The following is a 20907-nucleotide window of genomic DNA, read 5'->3' as shown; positions in this document are numbered from 1 at the left end:
GAAGAGGAAAGCGACGTGCTCAATCACATCATGCTCGGGTCGAACGACATCGAGAAGTCGAAGAAATTCTACGATACCGTGCTCGCCACCCTGGGCGTGCGCGAGCCGATGAAGAACGTCGCGGCGAGCGGCCATGTCCGCTATTTCTACATGCATGATGGCGACGTCTTCGCACTGACCCAGCCGATCAACGACGAACCGGCCGAATGCGCCAACGGGATGACCATCGGCTTCAAATGCGATTCGCCCGAACAGGTGACCGAATTTCACGATGTTGCGGTGGCGAACGGCGCGACCTCGATCGAGGGCCCTCCGGGCCTGCGGGAAGCGAGCATGGGTTCGATGTATCTGTGCTATTTCCGCGATCCCGACGGCCACAAGATCTGCGGCATCCACCGCGCATCGTGATGGAAACCGTCAGCGAGAACCGGAGCCACGGCGGGACGCAGGGCGTCTATTCGCACGATAGCCGGGAAACCGGGACCGAGATGACGTTCTCGGTCTTCGTCCCCGATCACGAGCCGGGGGAGAAGCTGCCGGTGCTGTGGTATCTCTCCGGCCTCACCTGCACCCACGCAAACGTGACGGAAAAGGGCGAATACCGCGCCGCCTGCGCCGAACACGGCATCGTCTTCGTCGCACCCGATACATCCCCGCGCGGCGAGGGTGTGCCCGATGCGGACGGATACGACATGGGCCAGGGCGCGGGCTTCTATCTCGATGCGACGCGGGACCCGTGGGCGGACAATTTCCGCATGCGCTCCTATATCGAGCGCGAACTGCCCGCGCTGATCGAGCGACAGTTTCCGGTCGACATGGACCGGCAATCGGTAACCGGCCACTCGATGGGCGGGCACGGCGCGCTGACCTTTGCATTGCGCAACCCCCACCGGTTCCGCTCGGTCAGCGCCTTCGCGCCGATCTGCGCACCGGCGCAGGTGCCGTGGGGGGAGAAGGCGTTTTCCGCCTATCTCGGAAGCGATCGCGCGGACTGGCGCGAATACGATGCCGTTGCCCTGATCGGGAACGGTGCGCGGCTGCCGAACCTGCTGGTCGATCAGGGGACCGCCGACAATTTCCTTGAGGAGGGGCAATTGCGCCCCGACCTGCTGCGCGAAGCGTGCGAGAAAGCCGGGATCGAAGCGAAAATCCGGATGCAGGAGGGGTACGACCATTCCTACTACTTTATCTCGACCTTCCTCGCCGAACATGTCGCCTGGCATGCGGGGCGGCTAAAAGCCTGAGGCTCTATGTCGTCACCCCAGGCTGGGGGAGCGCCTTTGGGCGACGCGCCTGCCGGGAAAGCGAGGCATTTTCCTACACCATGACGCGGCGCTAGACACGCACCGCTCTTTCCTATTGCCGGATCGCCCCGCTCGAGGTTTTCGCGCCCCACCCCCTGTCCGTCCGCGTACGGCGGCAGGCCAATCTCTCATGTATATCAGTGATTTAACCCGCCGGCGCGAAAGTGACAGGGTGTAACTTTCGTCACCCGCGCCCGCTGACCTCGAACAGCGCGTATTCGGCGCGCCAGTTCGCTCCCGCGGCACCGACCGGCGTCTCGCTGGCGAAGAACCACTCGCGCTCGATCCGCCCGCCCTTGGCCCGTGCCAGCTCGCGAAAGTCGCGGACGGTCACATGGTGGATGTTCTGCGTTTCGTACCAGGTCACCGGCAGGTGCCGCGTCACCGGCATGCGGCCATGGCGAAGCAGCGACCAGCGCATCCGCCAATGCGCGAAATTGGGGAAGGAAACGAAGGCGCGCGCGCCCACGCGCAGAAGCTCCTCCAGCATCCGATCGGGCCGCGCCGCGGTCTGCAATGTCTGGCTCAGGATCGCGTAATCGAAAGCGCCATCGGGATAGAAGGTCAGGTCGCGGTCGGCATCGCCCTGCACCACCGACAGCCCCTGCCCGACGCACGTCGCGACGCAGGCCGGATCGATCTCGATCCCCCGCGCATCGACCCCCTTGGCCCTGAGCGCAGCCATCAACACACCATCACCGCACCCTACGTCGAGCGCGCGCGTGCCCGGATCGACCCGCTCCAGGATCGCGGCGAGGTCGGGGCGCAACTGCTTTGCCTGGCTCATTCGATGAACCCCGCCACCACCCGGTCGAGCGCGGGTACGTCGAGCAGGAAGCTGTCGTGCCCGAAGGGAGCGGATAGCTCGACGAAGCTCGCCTCCGCCCCGGCGGCATTCAGCGCGTGGACGAGGTGGCGGCTTTCCGCCGTCGGATAGAGCCAGTCGCTGTCGAAGCTGACGAGGCAGAACCGGGCGCTTGACCCGGCGAAGGCAGCGGCCAGCCGCCCGCCATGCTCCTCGGCCAAGTCGAAATAATCCATCGCTCGGGTGATATACAGGTAGGAATTGGCATCGAACCGGCGGGTAAAGCCGCTGCCCTGGTACCGCAGATAGCTCTCGACCTGGAAATCGGCCTCGAACCCGAAGCTTTTCGCTTCCCGGTCCTGCAAGCGGCGGCCGAACTTCTCGGTCAGCCCGTCTTCGGACAAATAGGTGATGTGCGCCGCCATCCGCGCTACGGCGAGACCGGCATCGGGCGCAGCCTGGTCGCCATAATAGTCCCCGCCGCGCCAGTTGGGATCGGCCATGATCGCTTGCCGCCCCAGTTCGTGGAAGGCGATGTTCTGCGCCGAATGCCGACTGGTGGAAGCGATCACCAGCACCCGCCCCGCCCGCTCCGGCCAGTTCGCCGCGAGGCTGAGCGCCTGCATTCCGCCCATCGATCCCCCGACCACCGCGTGCAGCCGCTCGATGCCGAGGCCGTCGAGAAGGCCGACGAGGCCCCGCACCATATCGCGCACGGTAATGACCGGGAACCGCATGGCATAGGGTGCCCCGTCGGGCGCGATACTCGCCGGGCCGGTGCTGCCGAGGCAACTGCCGATCACGTTGGCGCAGATGACGTGGAACCGCTGGGTATCGATCGGCTTGCCCGGCCCCACCATCCGCTCCCACCACCCGGGCTTGCCGGTGACCGGGTGCTCGCTCGCCAGGTACTGGTCGCCGGTCAGCGCGTGACAAACGAGGATGGCGTTGTCGCGCCGATCGTTGAGTTCGCCATAGGTCTCGTAGGCGATTTCGACATGCTGCAGCGCCTGCCCGCTGTCGAGTTGGAGCGGACCGGGCAGCGCGAGCGTCTGGGGGCGGAAATCGGGCGCCATGGCCGCGCTCGCTTGGGGGCGAACGTCCGGGCTGTCAATCGCGCGCGCCAGCCGCTAGATGCCGCAACCCGATGGACCAGCGCCCGCAATTGAAGCCGTGGATCGAGGCGATCCACCCCTACGTCCCCGGTCGCTCGACCGGCGCCGGCGGCCGCGAGCTGATGAAGCTGTCGGCGAACGAGAACCCGCTGGGCTGCAGCGATGCCGCGCGCGAGGCGCTCTCCCGGCCCCACGATCCGGCGCGCTATCCCGATCCCGATGCGACCGCCCTGCGCGAAGCGATCGGCGCGGCGCACGGCATCGATCCGGCCCGCATCGTGTGCGGCACCGGCTCCGGCGAACTGCTTGGCTGCGCGGTGCAGGCCTATGCCGGTCGCGGCGACGCGGTGCTTTTCTCGCGCTATTCCTTCTCGCTCTACCCCCTGCTGGCCGCCAAGGTCGGAGCCGAGGCGATCATGGCCGAGCCGGTCGGTTACGGCGCCGATGTCGACGCCATGATCGACGCGCTGGACGAGCGGGTGAAGGTCGTGCTGCTCGACAATCCGAACAATCCGGTCGGCAGCAGCCTCTCGGGTGCCGAAGTCGAACGGCTGCATGCCGCACTGCCCCCGACCACGCTGCTGGTGCTGGACCAGGCCTATGCCGAATATGGCGACCCGCAGGCGGCGAGAGCCGGGCTGGAGCTTGCCGCACAGGCCGCGAACGTGCTGGTCACGCGCACCTTCTCCAAGGTCCACGGGCTGGCGGCGGAGCGGATCGGCTGGGCGACCGGCGCACCGCATCTGGTCGATGCGCTCAACCGCCTGCGCGGGCCATTCAACCTTTCCACCGGCGGGCAGGCGGCGGCGGTCGCGGCGATCGGCGATTCGGATTTCGTCGAGCAGTCGCGTGCTCACAACGCGACCGAGCGGGAGCGTTTCACCGGGGCGATGCGCGCGCTGGGCAATCACGGTGTCCGTCCGGTCCCGAGCGCGGCGAATTTCGTGCTGGTCCTGTTCGAGGGCGCGCTCAGTGCCGAAACGGCGCGCGACGGCTTGGCCGAGGCGGGTTACGCGATACGACACTTGCCCGGACAAGGTCTTCCGCATGCACTGCGGATCACTGTCGGAACCGCCGAGGACATGGATACGATCGCGACCACGATCCGGGAAATGGCGGAGCGCGCATGATCCAGCGCGTTGCTATCATCGGCCTCGGCTTGCTCGGCGGCTCGGTCGGACTGGCCTTGCAGGAAAGCCAGCCGCGGGTCGCGACCACCGGTTACGACGCCGATCCGTCGGTGCGAAAGCAAGCTGCCGAGCGTGGACTTGTCGGCACGGTTTACGCCAGCGCGGCCGAAGCGGTTAAGCACGCCGACCTCGTTATCCTGTGCGTCCCCGAGGCGCGATGGAAGCTGCCGCACGCGAGATGGCGCATGCCTTGCCTCAGCACGCGATCGTGAGCGATGTGGGCTCCTCGAAAGCAAGCGTCGGAGAGGCGCTGCGCCGCGCGCTGCCCGATCACTTGGTCATTCCGGCGCATCCCGTCGCCGGGACCGAGCGCAGCGGACCGGATGCAGGCTTTGCGAGCCTGTTCCGCAATCGCTGGTGCATTCTCACCCCGGCCCCTGATGCGCCAGAGCAAGCGGTGGCCGATGTTTCCGCGCTATGGGAGTCGCTCGGCGCTACTGTCGAGATCATGGATCCGGTTCATCACGACCGCGTACTCGCCGTGACCAGTCACCTGCCGCATCTCATCGCTTATACCATCGTCGGTACCGCCAGCGACCTGGAGGAGGTGACCCGCGGCGAAGTCATCAAATATTCCGCCGGCGGTTTTCGCGATTTCACCCGCATCGCCGCGAGCGATCCCACCATGTGGCGCGACGTCTTCCTCGCCAATCGCGAGGCGGTGCTGGAAATGCTGGGCCGCTTCACCGAGGATCTGACCGCGCTTCAGCGCGCGATCCGCAATAGCGACGGCGACACGCTGTTCGACCTGTTTACCCGCACGCGCGCGATCCGCCGTTCCATCGTAGAACAGGGTCAGGACGACGAACGCGCCGATTTCGGCCGCTCCGACCACGCGATCGACAACCGGGACTAGTCATGCCCGAACTGCCTGAAGTCGAAACCACTGTCCGCGGGCTCGCCCGCGTTCTGGAGGGGGAGCGGCTGATCAGAGTACGGGTCAATCGCCCCGACATGCGTCGCCCCTTTCCCGTAGACCTCGTCCAGTCGCTCACCGGCGCGCGCGTGACCGGCCTTGGTCGCCGCGCGAAGTTCGGGCTGATCCATACCGACCGCGATCAGACCATGATTTTCCATCTCGGCATGAGCGGCCGCTGGCGGATCGACCCGGAGGAAGCGGACAAGCACGATCATCTGCTCCTCGAAACCGATCGGCATCGCTTCGCCCTGTGCGATCCGCGGCGATTCGGCTGGGTCGACCTCGTCGCCACCCAGGAAATCGACGATTGGGCGAGCTTCGCTGCGATGGGACCCGAGCCGTTGGGCGATAGGCTGACCGTCGATCACCTGCGCACCGCGTTGGCGAGCCGCAAGCAGGCGATCAAGCTCTGCCTGCTCGACCAGCGTATCGTCGCGGGTCTGGGCAACATATACGTCTGCGAGGCGTTGTGGCAGGCACGGATCGATCCGCGCAAGGCCGGGGGCCGGGTTTCGCGCCAAGCGCTCGCGCGGCTCGTTCCGGCGATCCGCGAAGTTCTGGAGCAATCGATCCGCGACGGCGGCTCGACCCTGCGCGACTATGCTCAGCCCGATGGCGAACTCGGCTATTTCGCCACCCGCTTCCACGTCTATGGGCGGGACGGCGAATCCTGCCACCGTGCCGATGGGGGAGTGGTACGACGCATCGTTCAGGGCGGGCGTAGCACATGGTATTGCCCCCGCTGTCAGCGATGATGCGCGAGTTTCTTGACGATTCGCCCATCCACGACTATGTCGCGCCCTTTCCGGCGCTCCGGCGCCCGTTTTCACATGTTTCGAGCGATTCTCGCAGGCGGCTCCCGCCCTCTGCCACGACTGGGATAGACAAGACGATATGGCCAACACGCCGCAAGCCAAGAAGCGCATCCGCCGCAACGCCAACCGCGCCGAGATCAACGGCGCCCGTATGAGCCGCATCCGGTCCTTCGTGAAGAAGGTCGAGACCGCGATCGCCGGTGGTGACAAGAAGGCGGCGGAAGCCGCTCTTAAGGATGCGCAACCTGAACTGGCGCGCGGCGTTTCTCGCGGCGTCATGCACAAGAACACGGCTTCGCGGAAGATGAGCCGCCTGTCGAAGCGCGTCGCTTCGCTGTAAGGCCTGGCCGCGACGGCGGCTTTTTAGCTGTGATTTAGCACTCTCGAACGCGTCGGGCCTCGGTCCGGCGCGTTTGTCATATGGCGCTACCGGAGCCTGGCGCGAGCGGATGGATATGAAGCGCCGGAATCCTGCGATTCGCACGGCATTTCGGTCGAAAACCAAGCTATAACATTGGGTTGGACGCAGCCCTGCGGGCTTGCGCGCTGTCAACTTCATTATTTCAAATAAATTACGTCCGCGCCCCTTGAGCGAATCGGTGGAGAGCGGTCTAACTCCCATCTCACCCGGTCAGCGTCGTACCGGACTTAAATATCGTGAGTGACGAAGGGGGCGCTCGGGTCTTTCTCGATCCGGGCGACGGGATAGCTTTGTCAGCGTGGTGGAACCGGTCGGAAGTGTCTGCTTTCCGGGTCGGGGAGGACGTGGGAGGTTGAGAATGAGTGTTCGTGATACCACCGCGCGGGATGTGAAGGGCGAGGGAATGGAAGATATCGAAGCGGTGAACCTGGCGGCGGACTGGGCTGATATCAGCCAGGGCTTGCGCAAGGATCTGGGCCACCAGCTTCACAGCCAGTGGATCAAGCCGATCCAGCTCGGCGGCTTCTGCAAGGACACCGGAACGCTCGATCTTTACTTGCCGACCGAATTTTCCGCCAACTGGGTGCAGGACCGCTTCGCCGATCGCCTCAGCCTCGCCTGGAAGATCGCCCGTAGCGAAGTCCGCACCGTACGCATTCAGGTTCATCCCGGCCGCCGCAAGTTTGCCGAGTTGGCGATGGGCGACGGCCGCCGCCCCGCGAATGACGGTGGTGATTTCGGTAACACGGTCCATGGCGTCGGCGGGATGGCCGATAGCGGCTTCACCGCGCCCGTCGGGCTGGATGCCGCACTCACCTTCGCGGCGTTCATTACCGGTGAAGCCAACATCCTGGCGTGCAACGCCGCCCAGCGGATGTCCGCCAACGAGCAGCCCCAGTTCAGCCCGCTTTATCTCAAGGGCGCGACCGGTCAGGGTAAGACGCACCTGTTGCACGCTATCGGGCACCAGTATCTCACCAACCACCCGCGCGCGCGTATCTTCTACTGCAGCGCCGAACGCTTCATGGTGGAATTCGTCCAGGCGCTGAAGCAGAATCGGATGATCGAGTTCAAGGCACGCCTGCGCAGTTTCGACCTGCTGCTGGTGGACGACATCCAGTTCATCATCGGCAAGGCGAGCGCGCAAGAGGAACTGCTTTACACGATCGACGCGCTGCTGGCCGAGGGCAAGCGGCTGGTCTTCGCCGCCGACCGCGCACCGCAGGCGCTCGACGGAGTCGAACCACGCCTTCTTTCGCGCCTGTCGATGGGCCTCGTCGCCGACATTCAGGCAGCCGATCTGGAGCTTCGCCGTAAGATCCTCGAATCGAAGCTGTCGAAGTTCGCACCGCTCGACGTGCCCGAGGACGTGATCGATTTCCTCGCCCGGACCGTCAGCCGCAATGTTCGCGAACTGGTCGGTGGGCTCAACAAGCTGATCGCCTATGCCCAGCTCACCGGGCAGGTCGTTTCCTTGCAGCTTGCCGAGGAGCAGCTGACCGATATCCTGTCGGCCAATCGCCGCCGGATCACGATCGACGAGATCCAGCGCACGGTATGCCAGTTCTATCGGATCGACCGCTCGGAAATGAGCAGCAAGCGCCGTGCGCGCGCTGTGGTCCGCCCGCGACAGGTGGCCATGTACCTCGCCAAGGTGCTGACCCCGCGCAGCTATCCCGAGATCGGACGCAAGTTCGGCGGGCGCGACCATTCGACCGTTATCCACGCAGTGCGCCTGATCGAGGACCTGCGCCAGCGCGACGCGGATATGGATGGCGATGTGCGCAGCCTGCTACGCCAGCTCGAAAGCTGATTTAGACAGCGCATCCACCGCCGTTGCCGGATAGATCGACAGCCTTGCGCACAGGGCTGTCGACAGCCTTTGCACAGCCTGCCAACAGGCAGGCCATGGCATCCTCCACCAAGCTGTCCCCAGCCCGGCTCTACCGTTTTGCGCGCCATATCGTCCTCCCGGAGATCGGCGGCGCGGGGCAGGCACGGCTGGCCGAGGCGCATATCGCTATCGTCGGATTGGGTGGTATCGGAAGCCCGGCGCTGCAATATCTCGCAGGTGCCGGGATCGGGCGGCTGACGTTGATCGATAACGGCGATGTCGAGGCGAGCAATCTCCAGCGCCAGACGATCTACACCGAACGCGACATCGGCCATGGCAAGGCGGTGATCGCGCGCGGCTGGCTGGCCGATTTCGATCGCGGACTGGATGTCGATATCAGCGACGCAAAGATCGAACCCGGCAACGCGCGAGCGATGATCGATGGAGCCGAGTTGGTGATCGACGGCACCGACAATTTCGCCACCCGGCTAGCGGTATCCGATGCCTGTGTCGCGGCCGGCGTTCCGTTACTCTCGGCTGCGGTCGGTCGGTTCCAGGGACAGGTCGGCGCATTCGCCGGGCACCTCCCAGATCACGCGTGCTATCGCTGCTTCGTCGGCGACGCCTTCGATGCCGAGGATTGCGATACCTGCGCTGAGGACGGCGTGCTGGGCGCAATGGTCGGCTGGGTCGGCACCTTCGCCGCGATGCAGGCGATCAAGGTGCTGCTGCGCGGCGTGAGCCAGTTCGGCGATCCGCGTTGGGGAACCGTGTTTCAAATGGACGGTCTCGCGCCCGGCATGCGCAGCTTCGCTATCCCGAAGGACCCGACCTGCAAAGGCTGCGGAGACTAGGCTCGCCAGCGGGCGATGAAGAATCCGTCGAGACCGCCGACATCGGGCAGCATGCCGGGATCGGTCCGGAGCCAGCCATCGGTAGTCGCGGCAAGATTCGCCGGCAGTTCGTCGGCACGGATCGGTTCCGGCGTCAGTTGCACACGCTCCGCCTGCTCCTCACCTTCCGCCCGTTCGAGCGAGCAGACCGCATAGATCAGCGTGCCCCCCGGCGCGAGCCATTCGGTTGCACGGTCGAGCAACGCGGTCTGGAGTTCCGCAAGCTCTTCGATCTGACGCGGGCCGATGCGGTGCAAAACGTCCGGATGGCGGCGACAGGTGCCGGTCGCGGTGCACGGCGCATCCAGCAGGATAGTGTCGAAAGCGCGTTCCGGCTGCCACTGCAGCGCGTCGGCAATGACTGTGTGCGCGGAGAGGCCCGTGCGGGCGAGGTTCTCTGTCAGCCGCTCCATCCGTCGCTTGCTGATATCGAGCGCGGTGACGTCCCACCCGGCGGCTGCCAATTGCAATGTCTTCCCGCCCGGTGCAGCAGCGAGATCGAGCACGCGGCGGCCGGCGCCCTCCCCCAATAGGCGTGCAGGTAGCGACGCGGCGAAATCCTGCACCCACCAGGCACCCTCGGCGAAGCCAAGCAATTCCTCTATCCCCGATCCGCGCGACAACCGGATATGGCCAGGCGCCAGGCTCATGCCGCCCTGTCGCTCTGCCCACGCGTCCGTTTCGTGAACATCGCGTAGCGCTAGATCGAGCGGGGGCGGTTCCGACAGGCCCACCGCGATCGCCTCTGCTCGCGTTCCCCAGCGCGCCGCGACGGCATCGGGCAAGGTCGGCGCCGGAGGCAGGGCCGCGCCGCGCTTGGTGAGCGTCGAGAAAACCCCGTGCGCCAATCTGCGCGGCCCACCCGCGAGCAACGGCAATCCAGTCGCGATCACCGCATGTGGTGGCGTCTCCAGCCGTAACGCCTGTGCCAGCATCAGGCGCAGCACCGTGCGCGGCTTCGCATCGTCGGGTAGGCGGTGCTTGGTCGCGCTGTCGATTAGCACGTCGAGATCGACCAGCCAGCGCAACGCCTCGCTGGCGATCGCGCGGGCGAGGGCGCGGTCTTCCGGTGCCAGGCCCCGCGCCGCCACGCCTTCCGCCTGGTCGAGCGTTTCGCCCCGGCGCAGCACGGCATCGAGAAGCTTCAGCGCAGCGCGGCGCGCGCCGAGCCCGGCGGGATGGGATTGGTCTGCCATGCCCACTCCGCTAGCCGCGCTTGAAACCTTAAGCCAGAGCGCGCATTTTCGTAACATGACCCAACGCGCCACCAAGCGGCCCGAAGGCTTCACCAAGCCTGCCCACTGGACGAACGAGCCGGTGCCCGAGCCGAAACCGATCGAAGCCGCGGAAAAGGACCCGCGTGGCCTTTCCCCCACCCGCTACGGCGATTGGGTGAAGGACGGGATCGCGATCGATTTCAGTTAGAGCGCGCGCAAGCTGATCCGTAGCCCGTCCTTGGGGCGCGGGATCGGCCAAGCCTGCCATTCGGGCGCGTAACGTTCCGCAATTTCGATCCGATAGCGGGTCAGCATCTGCGCCAGCAGGATCTTGATCTGCATGTAAGCGAAGTGCAGCCCCAAGCACATATGTGCCCCACCGCCGAAGGGTACCCAGGCATATTTGTGTCGCGTCTTTACCGCTTCGGGCAAGAACCTTTCGGGATCGAAGCGCTGCGGCTCGGGCCAGTGCGCCGCCATGTGATGAACGTAATGCGGGTTGATCCCGACCGGCGTTCCGGCGGGAACGCGGTAGCCTAGAAATTCGAAATCCTTGAGCGCACGACGCGGGATCGAGGGAACCGGCGGCATGAAGCGCAGCGCTTCCTTGAACGCCATCTCGGTCAGCTCGGCCTTGCCCATATCGTCGTAGGAAAGACTGCCGCAGTCGCCAGCCAGTCCGCGCAATTCGTCGCGTACACGGTCCTGCCAGTGCGGCTCGCGCGCCAATAGCCAAATGAGCGAGGTCACGCTGGACGTGATGGTGTCGTGCGCTGCCATCATCAGGAAGTTCATGTGATCGACCACCGCGGCGACCGGCATCGGCGTACCGTCTTCCATCTCAGCAGTGGCGAACTGGCTGAACATGTCCTGCCCTAACCCATCGCCCGCCCGGCGGCGCTCGGTCTCGCGGGTGAACCAGTCGACCAGGAAGGCGCGGCCCTCGACCCCGCGGCGCATCTGCGTGCCGGGCAACGGGCGACGGATTGGTGCAACGGAAGCCTGCACCATCTCGACGAAGGCATGGTTGATCGCTTCCGCTTCCTCGCCCAGTGGCAGGCCGAGGAAGCTATCGGCAGCGAGGTCCAGCGTCAGCTGCTTGATCGCTGGGTAGAACTGCATCTCGCCCGCGCCCCATTCGCCCATGCGGGTGCCAATGCCGCGATCTAGCGCATCGGCAAAGTGGCGCATCGGCCCCGGCTTGAACGCGATCGACAGCGCGCGCCGGTCCGCCCGGTGATGGTCGAAGTCCATCAGCATCAGGCCGCGCGGGAACAGCTTGTCGAGTACTGGCCCCCAACCCTGCTCGCTGGAGAACACCTTGTCCCGGTCGAACAGCATCAGCTCGTTCGCATCGGCACCGATCAATGCGACGTGCCATGCGCCCATCGTGCGCACCTTGTAGATATGGCCGTAGGTTTCGATCATCCGCCGGGCGAAAGCATGTGGGTCGGCGAGTTGATTGAAGGTGTGGCCGACAACCGGCCAGCCCGCTTCGCCCGGAATATGTTCGAGCGCACCGGCGGGTAGCCGGTCGGACCAATGGGCGAAGCGCAAGGGTGCAGGTGCGTGAGCGGTCGCGACGGATGCCATGGACAGTCCTCCTCCTGACATCGATGTAAATAAGCCGCGGCGCTAAATCCAGCCCGACAATTCCTGTCGCATCAGTGTCTCGATCATATCCATCCCGGCGTCACTTGCATTGAGGCAGGACAGCGCGGCGAACTGCTCCCCCCCGGCGTCGCGGAACTGATCGCGACCCTGAATGGCCAGCTCCTCCAGCGTCTCGAGGCAGTCGGCGGAGAAGCCCGGCGCGGCGACCGCAATCCGGCGAACGCCTTCGCGGGCGAAGCGCATCAATTCGGCATCGGTGGCGGGCTCCAGCCATTGCGCACGGCCGAAGCGGGATTGGAAACTCGTCTCGATCCGCAGGCCCGACCGCTTCAACCGCTCGCTCAGCAGCCGCGAGGTCTTGCGGCAATGGCAGTGATAGGGATCGCCCAGTTCGAGTGTGCGCACCGGCATGCCGTGATAGCTGAGCAGCAGCACCTCCGGCTCGAAATCGAGCGCGTCGAGTTGCCGCGCGATATCGGCCTCGAGCGCGTCGAGAAAGGCCGGGTGATCGTGATAGGGCGGCAGGGTTCGCAGGCTCGGCTGCCAGCGCATGGCGCGCAGCGCATCGCCCGCCTTGTCCACGGCGGTCGCGGTCGTCGCACCGGAGTAATGGGGGTATAGTGGGGCGAACAGGATACGCTCGCATCCGGCCGCGCGCATCGCCTCCAGCCGTTGGGGGATCGACGGATTGCCGTAACGCATCGCCCAATCGACCCGGACACCATCGCCCAGAGCGCGCTGCAGCTTCTCCGCCTGGGCTCGCGTGATCGCCGCCAGCGGCGATCCGTCAGGACTCCACACCTGTCCATAGGCATGCGCGCTCTTCTTGGGGCGAGTGTTCAGAATAATCCCGCGCAGGATCGGCTGCCATACGATCTGGGGGATTTCGACCACGCGCCGGTCGGACAGGAATTCGGCGAGATAGCGCTTCACCGCCGCCGGAGAGGGATCGTCGGGTGTGCCGAGATTGACCAGCAGCACGCCGATGCCGCCGCTGTGCACTGGCGGATGGTCGTTCGGGAGAGATTGCGGCTGCCAGGTCATTGCGTCCGCGCCCTACAACCCGCCGGAGAGCAGGGGCAAGCGTCTTAGCCGCAGCCCGGTCGCAGCGAAGAGCGCGTTGGCGATGGCGGGTGCCGCGATGACAGTCCCGATCTCGCCCGGATCGAACGGCGGCGCATCGCTGGCGACGAACTTCAGCGTGATCTCCGGGCTATCGGCGAGTAGCGGCAGCGACAGATCGGCCAAGCGTGCCGAGCGGGGCAACCCCGTCTCGTATTCGGTACTGCTGCCCAGCGCGAGTGAGGTCCCGAAGATCAATCCGCCTTCGACCTGCTGGCGTGCGATGTCGAGGTTCACGATGCGCCCGATGTCCATCACCGCATGCAGGCTGGAGACGCGCACCCCGCCCTGACCCCGGCGAGCGGTCGCGATGCAGGCGATACGGCCGCCGCTCTGCTCATCACCCATCCGGTGGCATGCCACACCCTGCCCGCTTTCGGAGCCCCACTCAGCAAGATGGGCCGCTTGTTGCAGGCATTCGGCCAACCGCGGATCCCGCCCCAGCATCCCGATACGGAACGACAGCGGTTCGCGCTTCGCCCGGGCTGCCGCCTCGTCGACGAAGCTTTCGGTGACGAAGGCGGTTATTGCATCGCCCCCGCCCCGCATGCGCGAGACAGGCAAAGGCAGATCGACCGGGACATGCTGCACCGCGACGTTGGGGATGTCGTAGGCGGGCATCGCCCCCGCACAGGCGAGCGCGTCCGCCTCTCCCGAAACCCGCGCGATCGCTCCCTGCGCCGTCCGGTTGTCGAACAGACGCGCGCCCAGTTGCCGCATTACGGGTGGCATCGCGATGCGGGTCCGCAGCGCCTCCAGCGAGCCCGCCGGGCCGAGCCGCACGCTCGCGACGACCGCGGCAGGGGCACGGGGAAAACTCGCCAGCATCTCCTGCCAGCGGGACCAGGTTAGTTGCACTGGCCGTCCGGTCTCGCGGGCGATTACCGCAGCCTCTATCGCATGGCCGAAGGACAGGCGCGCATCGAAACTCCCACCGGCAGGCATCGGATAGATGACCGTGTTCGACAAGGACACGCCGGCCGCCTCGGCCGCCGCAGCCCGCGCGCTTTCCGGAACCTGGCACGCCACCCACAGCTCCAGCCGGTCGTCGTGGAGCCACGCCGTTGCACTTGCGGTTTCTATCGGCGCATGCACGGCGGGAGCGACATCGTAGCGCACCATCAGATCGGGCTTCTCGATCCCTTCGGCTCCGCCTCCTCGCGTGGCGATGTTATGCGCGTCACCGTGGCGCACTGCTTGGTCCAGGGCGGCGTCCATGGCGCTACTGTCGGCCCAGCGGCCATCGCCGCCGAAGACGGGCTCCATCGCGGCGAGCGCCCGTTCCGCAACCCACCAGGTCTCCCCCATCGCTGCAATCCAGTCGCGCCCGCGCACCACACCGGTTACACCCTTCGATCCGCGAAGTGCGTCGATGTCGAAATGCTCGAGAGCGGCGGACCCCACCGGCCCGTGACGGATCGCGGCATGTACCATGCCAGGCAGGCGAACATCGCCGGCGAAACGCCATCCGCCGTCGACCTTTGCCGGCAGATCGAGTCGGGGGAAGGGGATTTCAACCTCCTGACCTGCCGGTACCGGGGTTTGCTCAGCTGGTGATGCTCGCAATATCGGTATGTCCGGAACCGAGCGCCGCGCCGCGCCCTGAGCGAGATCCGCGAACGACAGCCGCTTCGAACCACAAAGAACGAACCCGGCGCGCGTGTCGCACGCATCGGGCTGGACATCCCAGCGCTCGGCCGCTTCCTCTATCAACATCGTCCGCGCCATCGCCGCGGCCTCGCGAGCCGACGTCTCGTAAGCGTCTAGGGTCGTTCCGGCGGCGGTTGCATCGAAGCGGGCACCCTCGGCGAAACGCCGGGTCAGGAGATCGGTGGGGTCGTTCGCAAGACCTGCGGCGAACGGCATCCATAGCGAAGCCCATCGGGCCGCCAGCGGGAGATTTGGGTAGGCACCGCTCGGCGGTACCGGTTCGACCGCAACCTGGCGCCAGTCCGCGCCCAGTTCCTCCGCCACGATTTGCGGAAGAATGGTGCTTACGCCCTGCCCCATTTCGAGCTGCGGGAGAGCCACGGTTACCACCCCGTCGGGCGCTATCGTCAGCCACGCACCGAAAGCGGCATCGCCGGCGCCCAGCAACATGGGATCGGCGAAACTGCGGGGACGCAACAGCCACCCGACGACCAGCCCACCGCCGATCGCGGTCCCGGCCAGCACGCCGCGACGGCTGACCTTCACCCCTGCGCCTCGAGCCATTCGGCCAGCTGGCGCGCTATCGCTGCAAACGCGTCTGCCTCATCGCCATCACCGGCTGCGGGCGGGGTACCGGCGTCGCTCGCCACCCGGATCGATGGCGTGAGCGGGATACGCCCCAGGAATGGCAGGTCGAGCGCTGCGGCGAACTTCTCCACTCCGCCCTGACCGAAAGGATCGCTGATCTCCCCGCAATGGGGGCAGGCGTAACCGGCCATGTTTTCGACCAGCCCGATGACGGGCACCTTCGCCGTTTCGAACAACTGCCCGGCCCGCGCCGCGTCGATCAGCGCCAGATCCTGCGGGGTGGAGACGATGACCGCCCCATCGGGCTTGTGCTTCTGCACCATGGTGAGCTGCACATCGCCGGTGCCGGGGGGCAGATCTATCAGCAACAGTTCGGTATCGCCCCAGTCGGCATCCACCAGCTGGGTCAACGCACCGCCTGCCATGGGTCCACGCCAGGCCAGCGCCTTGCCCGGTGGGGCGAGGTGCCCCATCGACAGCATCGGAATGTTCAAGGTGCCGGTAACCGGCTGCAACCGCTCGTCCTTCGCCTGGGGCTTCTTCTTCTCGCTCGCGAGCAGACGCGGTTGCGACGGACCGTAGACGTCGGCATCGACGACGCCGACCTTTACCCCGGCACGCTTGAGCGCCACCGCGAGATTTGCGGTAAGGGTGGACTTCCCAACCCCGCCCTTGCCCGATCCGATCGCGACGATGCGGCGCCGTGTGCGTTCCGCCATGATCGCGACCGCCGCGCTTTCGATACCTTCTAGACCTTCCAACGCTTGCCGGATCGCCGCTTCCATTGCCTCGCGGTCGGAAGCGGAAAGGCCAGACCCGTTCAGGACCAGCGTCAGCCGTTCTTGATCGATGCGCAGCGATGCGATCCGCGCCGCGAGCCCGGCGGGGAGCCTGTCTTTGATACCCTTCTCGTCCATCGGCGATGCCCTAGCAGCAAAATTGCGGTCGCAACCCCTGTTTTTCGCGAGATTGCCTCCCTATAACGATCCGATGGACATGCTGGACGGGTTGAGGAACAGGGTCGCGCTCGCGATGGCCGGTAAGAACCCCTGGGGCCCGCCCCGGGGGAAGCCGGATTCCGGATCGAACGACGGGAATGCGGACCCGGGGGAAAGCGGCGGGCCGGAGGGCGCGCCTTCGAACGACGGGGGCAAAGGTCCCCGCAATCCGTGGCTGCCGCCGAGCGATGACAAGCCGCGCCGGTCCGCCAGCATAGAGGACATCTTCAAGAACCGCGGGCCAGAGGGGCCGCGGCGCACGGGCCCCGGTGGGGGCGGACCCAATTTCCGCCTGCCCCAACGCTCCGGCGGAAAAAGCTGGCTGCCTCTGTTGGCGGCCGTGCTCGTCGGATTGTGGCTGATCTTCACCGTGCCCCATCAGATCGGGCCGAAGGAACAGGGCATCGTCACCTGGGCCGGGGGCAAGTATTCGAACACGCTCAGTTCGGGGCTGAACTTCACTTGGCCGTGGCCGATCCAGCAGGTGGATGTGGAAGATGTCAGCACGTTCCGCTCGGAACCCGTGGGTGGCAACGGAGAGAACCTGATCCTGACCGGGGACCAGAACCTCGTCGATCTTTCCTATGTCATTCGCTGGAATATCTCGGACTTGAAGCAGTTCAAATTCCAGCTCGCCGATCCGATCGAGACGGTGAAGGAAGTGGCCGAGTTCGCTATGCGCGCTTCGGTTGCGGAAAAGGAACTCGACGCGGTGCTTTCCGGTGCCGGTCGCGGCGATATCGAGCAGCGTGTGCGCAATCGGATGCAGGCGACGCTCGATGCGTACAAGTCGGGGATTTCCGTCCAGGGTGTCGAAATCGAGAAAGCCGATCCGCCCAAGCAGGTGATCGAGGCGTTCAAGGACGTTTCGGCAGCGCAGCAGAACGCCGAGACCGACGTCAATCGCGCTCGCGCCTATGCGCAACAGGTGCTGGCCCGTGCACAGGGCGATGCCGCCGCGTTCGACAAGATCTATGAGGAATATCGCCTCGCACCAGAGGTGACGCGGCGCCGGATGTATTACGAAACGATGGAAAGCGTGCTGGGCCGAACCGACAAGACGATCGTCGAGGCACCGGGCGTGACCCCCTATCTTCCGCTGCCCGAAGTGAAACGCCGCAACCAGTTGGCCGCACCGCAGGAGGGCCAGTGATGGAAACGCTGTGGGAGAAATACAAGCTCGTCCTGATCGTGGTCGGCGTGGCGCTGGTTCTGCTGGCGATGAGCGTCGTCGAAGTACCGGAGACCAAACAGGCGGTAATCGTGCGAACGGGTGAACCCGTCCGTGTGGTCAACCAGTTCCGGCAAGATGCCGCTTACGGCAACACGGGCGCGGGGCTGGTACTGCGCATACCGTTTCTCGAACGGGTGCAGGAGATCGACAAGCGTGTCCTCGACCTCGACATGGAGCGGCAACAGGTCCTTTCGAGCGACCAGCAGCGTCTCCAGGTCAATGCCTACGCGCGGTTTCGGATCGTGAATCCCGTGCGGATGGTGCGCACCGCCGGCACGACCGAAAACGTCGAGATGCAGCTGCAGCCGATCCTTAGTTCGGTCCTGCGGCAAGAGCTCGGCCGTCGTCCATTCGCGGCGCTGCTTACCGCCGACCGAGGCGAAGCGATGCGCAATATCCGCGAGGCGCTCGACCGACAGGCGCGCCAGTACGGTGCTCAGGTCATCGACGTTCGGATCAAGCGCGCCGACTTGCCCGAAGGCACGCCGCTCGAGTCGGCCTTCACGAGAATGGAAGCCGACCGGCAGGAAGAGGCCGAGACCATCCGCGCGCAAGGGCGCAAGAATGCGCAAATCATTCGCGCAGAGGCAGAAGCCGAAGCGGCCAAGACCTACGCCGCCGCCTACGGCAAGGATCCGGATTTCTACGACTTCTACCGGGCCATGCAGAGCTATCGCACCACCTTCGAAACGGGGGAGGGAACAAGCTCCATCATCATGTCGCCCGACAACGAATATCTTCGCCAGTTCCGGGGCCAGCGGTAATTCGGATCGACGTTAAATCGAGGTTCAGCGCCGGCGGTTCATGGGCTGCGCAATCGTCGCGCCGCTCGCCCGCGGCAGTTCCCCGACGAAGCTAGCTGAAAAGGAAAAGAAGGGACGTGAAACCTGTGCGATATGCCTACGGTCTGACCACCGCGCTGCTGGTTGGTGGCGCCACCATCTCGCTTGTCACAGGCCAGCCGGCCGGCGCGCAAGTGGCCCAGAACGACGACAGCCGGATGCAGCACGCGGTTCCGCGCGCGGGCGCGCCCGACAGTTTCGCCAATCTCACCGAACAGCTGGCACCCGCCGTCGTGAACATCTCCACTCGTCAGCGGGTTGAGGTCCAGAACACCAATCCCTTCGCCGGCACTCCTTTCGAAGGGCTGTTCGGCCAGCGCGGCTCCGGGTCGCAACCGCAGACGCGCGAAGGTGTGTCGCTCGGTTCCGGGTTCATCATCTCCGCCGATGGTACCGTGGTCACCAACAACCACGTCATCAGCCCGGAGGGACGCGCGACGGTCGAAGAGATCACCGTCACCACGCCCGACGGCACCGAATACGCTGCAACGCTGGTTGGATCGGACGAGCAATCCGATCTCGCAGTGCTCAAGATCAATTCCGACAAGCCCTTCCCCTTCGTCAAGTTCGGCGATTCGTCGCAGGCCCGTGTCGGCGATTGGGTGATCGCGATCGGCAACCCGTTCGGTCTCGGCGGCACGGTGACCGCCGGCATCGTTTCGGCGGTGTATCGCAACACCGGGTCCGGCAGCGCCTACGATCGCTATATCCAGACCGATGCGAGCATCAATCGCGGCAATTCGGGCGGGCCGCTGTTCGACATGCAAGGCAACGTCATCGGCATCAACAACGCGATCTTCTCGCCTTCGGGGGGCAGCGTCGGGATCGGTTTCGCCATTCCGGCGGAGACCGCAGCCCCGATCGTGGAGCAATTGCGCAGCGGCGAGACGATCGAGCGCGGCTATCTCGGAGTACAGATACAACCGGTTACCGACGAGGTCGCCGACTCGCTCGGGCTGCCGAAGAACCGCGGCGAGTTCGTGCAGTCCGTGGTCGATGGCGAGGCGGCGGAAAAGGCCGGGATTCAGGCTGGCGATATCGTGACCAAGGTCGACGGTAAGGAAGTGACACCGGACCAGACGCTGTCCTTCCTCGTCGCGAACATCGAACCTGGACAGACCGTGCCGGTGGAACTCATCCGAGACGGGCGCAAGCGCGCGGTTCGCGTCACCGTCGGCAAGCGCCCGACCAACGAGGAACTGCGGCAAAGCCAGATGTTCGGGGGGGACGAGAGCGACAACCAGCAGATGGCACCCGACGGTTCGACGAGTGAGATCGTGGGCAAGGCACTGGGCCTTGGCGTCGTGCCGGTCGACCCGCAGATCGCCCGGCAGCTCGGCGTGTCAGCGGACACCACCGGCCTCGCAGTCACGGTCGTGGATCCGAATTCGGACGCCGCCCGCAAGGGTCTCCAGCGGCGCGACATCGTCCTGTCGGCGAATTACAAGAAGCTTGAAAGCGTCGATCAGCTCGAAGCGGTCATCGCCGAAGCAAAGGAATCGGGTCGCGAAGCTGTTCTGCTGCGCGTTCTGCGTCGGGGCCAACCGGCGCAATACATTCCCATCCGCGTTCGCTGATTTAGCACTGGCCGCCGGAGCCTCTTGGGAGGAACCGGCGGCTTACGCTCCGCTCGAGCGCACTGTTGGGTGCTTCTGGCCGTTTCGGGACGGAGATACTGGCTATGACAGGCAGGGGAACGGCTCGGACTTTGCTGGCGCTGTTCTACGCGGTCGCCGGCGTTTTTCACCTCGCTACGCCTGATGCTTTCATGAAGATCATGCCCGGCTGGGTGCCCTATCCAGATACGGTGATTGCGCTCACCGGGATTGCCGAGCTGCTGGGTGCGGCGGGATTGGTCCAGCCTATCTCGGGAAGGTTACGAAACGCAGCGGGTATCGGGCTCGCCCTTTACGCCGTGGGCGTTTTCCCCGCCAACATTCATCATTTCGCTCTGGACATGGCGCGCCCTGACCATGGGTGGGGCCTCGCCTATCACGTACCGCGCATGTTCGCGCAGCCCGTGCTGGTATGGCTCGCCCTGTGGACCGGCGGCGTGACGGACTGGCCGTTCCGCCGCCGGGAGCCATCGGACTAGCTAAGGTGCTTCGACACCGCAGCAGTCATCTTGAACATGGAGATCTGCTCCTTGCCGATCACCGCGCCCAGTTTGTCGTCGGCATTGATCATCCGCTTGTCCTGCGCATCCTGCAGGTCATGCTTCTTGATATAATCCCACACCTTGCTGGTAACCTCGGCACGGGTCATCGGACCCTTGCCAATCACATTCTCCAGCTCCGGCGAAACATTCACCGGCTTCTGCAGCGCATTGTTCTTTCCAGCCATTAT

The 20907-nt window shown here is 65.4% G+C and carries 20 protein-coding genes and 1 pseudogene; 13 read left to right on the top strand and 8 right to left on the bottom strand.

What is annotated here, in order from left to right; genetic code table 11:
- Nucleotides 1–15 precede the first annotated feature (15 nt).
- Both F7D01_RS10005 and fghA read left to right on the top strand, forming a co-directional pair.
- On the top strand, nucleotides 16–408 hold the full coding sequence (locus F7D01_RS10005) for a VOC family protein (RefSeq protein ID WP_251566715.1): 393 nt from the start codon (nucleotides 16–18) through the stop codon (nucleotides 406–408).
- Nucleotides 408–1244: an S-formylglutathione hydrolase gene (fghA, locus tag F7D01_RS10000; RefSeq protein ID WP_215227436.1), complete on the top strand. Its 837-nt coding sequence runs from the start codon at nucleotides 408–410 to the stop codon at nucleotides 1242–1244. Before F7D01_RS10005 ends, fghA begins: the two co-directional genes overlap by 1 nt.
- 244 nt (nucleotides 1245–1488) lie before the next feature.
- Here the strand turns inward: fghA and metW are convergent, their stop codons facing one another.
- Nucleotides 1489–2091 carry a methionine biosynthesis protein MetW gene (gene metW / locus F7D01_RS09995; RefSeq protein ID WP_215227435.1) on the bottom strand — a complete coding sequence of 201 codons (603 nt, stop codon included), beginning with the start codon at nucleotides 2089–2091 and terminating at the stop codon, nucleotides 1489–1491.
- Nucleotides 2088–3185 (bottom strand): homoserine O-acetyltransferase, encoded by a 1098-nt coding sequence (locus F7D01_RS09990; RefSeq protein ID WP_215227434.1) that lies wholly within the window; start codon nucleotides 3183–3185, stop codon nucleotides 2088–2090. Before F7D01_RS09990 ends, metW begins: the two co-directional genes overlap by 4 nt.
- Before the next feature lie 71 nt (nucleotides 3186–3256).
- On the opposite strand from F7D01_RS09990, the gene F7D01_RS09985 reads away from it, so the two are divergent.
- The 6 genes and pseudogenes from F7D01_RS09985 to F7D01_RS09960 all read left to right on the top strand — a co-directional run bounded on the left by F7D01_RS09985 (nucleotide 3257) and on the right by F7D01_RS09960 (nucleotide 9257).
- Nucleotides 3257–4354 (top strand): histidinol-phosphate transaminase, encoded by a 1098-nt coding sequence (locus F7D01_RS09985; RefSeq protein ID WP_215227433.1) that lies wholly within the window; start codon nucleotides 3257–3259, stop codon nucleotides 4352–4354.
- Nucleotides 4351–5270 (top strand): annotated as a pseudogene (locus tag F7D01_RS09980) (prephenate/arogenate dehydrogenase family protein). The gene F7D01_RS09985 and the pseudogene F7D01_RS09980 overlap by 4 nt, the downstream one beginning before the upstream one ends.
- Before the next feature lie 2 nt (nucleotides 5271–5272).
- Entirely contained in the window at nucleotides 5273–6088 is an 816-nt protein-coding gene (mutM, locus tag F7D01_RS09975) for a bifunctional DNA-formamidopyrimidine glycosylase/DNA-(apurinic or apyrimidinic site) lyase (RefSeq protein ID WP_215227432.1), read from the top strand.
- 139 nt (nucleotides 6089–6227) lie between these two features.
- Nucleotides 6228–6488 (top strand): 30S ribosomal protein S20, encoded by a 261-nt coding sequence (gene rpsT, locus F7D01_RS09970; protein ID WP_215227431.1) that lies wholly within the window; start codon nucleotides 6228–6230, stop codon nucleotides 6486–6488.
- Between the two features lie 439 nt (nucleotides 6489–6927).
- Complete coding sequence (dnaA, locus tag F7D01_RS09965; RefSeq protein ID WP_215227430.1) at nucleotides 6928–8382, top strand: chromosomal replication initiator protein DnaA; 1455 nt, start codon at nucleotides 6928–6930, stop codon at nucleotides 8380–8382.
- A gap of 95 nt (nucleotides 8383–8477) precedes the next feature.
- On the top strand, nucleotides 8478–9257 hold the full coding sequence (locus F7D01_RS09960) for a HesA/MoeB/ThiF family protein (protein WP_215227429.1): 780 nt from the start codon (nucleotides 8478–8480) through the stop codon (nucleotides 9255–9257).
- Here the strand turns inward: F7D01_RS09960 and F7D01_RS09955 are convergent.
- The gene (locus tag F7D01_RS09955; protein ID WP_215227428.1) at nucleotides 9254–10492 is read right to left on the bottom strand and encodes an RsmB/NOP family class I SAM-dependent RNA methyltransferase; all 1239 of its coding nucleotides are present in this window, start codon (nucleotides 10490–10492) and stop codon (nucleotides 9254–9256) included. The two genes, F7D01_RS09960 and F7D01_RS09955, sit on opposite strands and share 4 nt — an antisense overlap.
- Before the next feature lie 55 nt (nucleotides 10493–10547).
- Here F7D01_RS09955 and F7D01_RS09950 point away from each other — a divergent pair, with 55 nt between their 5' ends.
- Nucleotides 10548–10721 (top strand): DUF1674 domain-containing protein, encoded by a 174-nt coding sequence (locus F7D01_RS09950; RefSeq protein ID WP_215227427.1) that lies wholly within the window; start codon nucleotides 10548–10550, stop codon nucleotides 10719–10721.
- Here the strand turns inward: F7D01_RS09950 and F7D01_RS09945 are convergent.
- Genes F7D01_RS09945 through F7D01_RS09930 form a run of 4 tightly spaced genes read right to left on the bottom strand, consistent with a single transcriptional unit; the run spans nucleotide 10718 to nucleotide 16404 of the window.
- Entirely contained in the window at nucleotides 10718–12106 is a 1389-nt protein-coding gene (locus tag F7D01_RS09945; RefSeq protein ID WP_215227426.1) for a cytochrome P450, read from the bottom strand. The two genes, F7D01_RS09950 and F7D01_RS09945, sit on opposite strands and share 4 nt — an antisense overlap.
- A gap of 42 nt (nucleotides 12107–12148) precedes the next feature.
- Nucleotides 12149–13171, bottom strand: a complete 1023-nt coding sequence (gene hemH, locus F7D01_RS09940; RefSeq protein WP_215227425.1) for a ferrochelatase — start codon at nucleotides 13169–13171, stop codon at nucleotides 12149–12151.
- 12 nt (nucleotides 13172–13183) lie between these two features.
- On the bottom strand, nucleotides 13184–15445 hold the full coding sequence (locus tag F7D01_RS09935) for a xanthine dehydrogenase family protein molybdopterin-binding subunit (RefSeq protein WP_215227424.1): 2262 nt from the start codon (nucleotides 15443–15445) through the stop codon (nucleotides 13184–13186).
- Nucleotides 15442–16404, bottom strand: coding sequence for an Mrp/NBP35 family ATP-binding protein (locus F7D01_RS09930; RefSeq protein ID WP_215227423.1), 963 nt, complete (start codon nucleotides 16402–16404; stop codon nucleotides 15442–15444). The genes F7D01_RS09935 and F7D01_RS09930 overlap by 4 nt, the downstream gene beginning before the upstream one ends.
- A 73-nt stretch (nucleotides 16405–16477) precedes the next feature.
- Between F7D01_RS09930 and hflK the strand changes: the two genes are divergently transcribed.
- The 4 genes from hflK to F7D01_RS09910 all read left to right on the top strand — a co-directional run bounded on the left by hflK (nucleotide 16478) and on the right by F7D01_RS09910 (nucleotide 20656).
- The gene (gene hflK, locus F7D01_RS09925; RefSeq protein ID WP_251566714.1) at nucleotides 16478–17638 is read left to right on the top strand and encodes a protease modulator HflK; all 1161 of its coding nucleotides are present in this window, start codon (nucleotides 16478–16480) and stop codon (nucleotides 17636–17638) included.
- On the top strand, nucleotides 17638–18483 hold the full coding sequence (gene hflC / locus F7D01_RS09920; RefSeq protein ID WP_215227422.1) for a protease modulator HflC: 846 nt from the start codon (nucleotides 17638–17640) through the stop codon (nucleotides 18481–18483). The genes hflK and hflC overlap by 1 nt, the downstream gene beginning before the upstream one ends.
- Nucleotides 18484–18608: 125 nt before the next feature.
- Nucleotides 18609–20138, top strand: coding sequence for a Do family serine endopeptidase (locus tag F7D01_RS09915; protein WP_215229756.1), 1530 nt, complete (start codon nucleotides 18609–18611; stop codon nucleotides 20136–20138).
- A 104-nt stretch (nucleotides 20139–20242) separates the two neighbouring features.
- Nucleotides 20243–20656 (top strand): DoxX family protein, encoded by a 414-nt coding sequence (locus F7D01_RS09910; protein WP_215227421.1) that lies wholly within the window; start codon nucleotides 20243–20245, stop codon nucleotides 20654–20656.
- On the opposite strand, the gene F7D01_RS09905 is transcribed toward F7D01_RS09910, so the two are convergent.
- Nucleotides 20653–20904 carry an SWIB/MDM2 domain-containing protein gene (locus tag F7D01_RS09905; RefSeq protein WP_215227420.1) on the bottom strand — a complete coding sequence of 84 codons (252 nt, stop codon included), beginning with the start codon at nucleotides 20902–20904 and terminating at the stop codon, nucleotides 20653–20655. The genes F7D01_RS09910 and F7D01_RS09905 overlap by 4 nt on opposite strands.
- Between the last annotated feature and the right edge of the window lie 3 nt (nucleotides 20905–20907).

Source organism: Erythrobacter sp. 3-20A1M (genome assembly GCF_018636735.1).
Lineage (GTDB): Bacteria > Pseudomonadota > Alphaproteobacteria > Sphingomonadales > Sphingomonadaceae > Alteriqipengyuania.
This window is presented reverse-complemented; position numbering and strand designations above follow the sequence as displayed.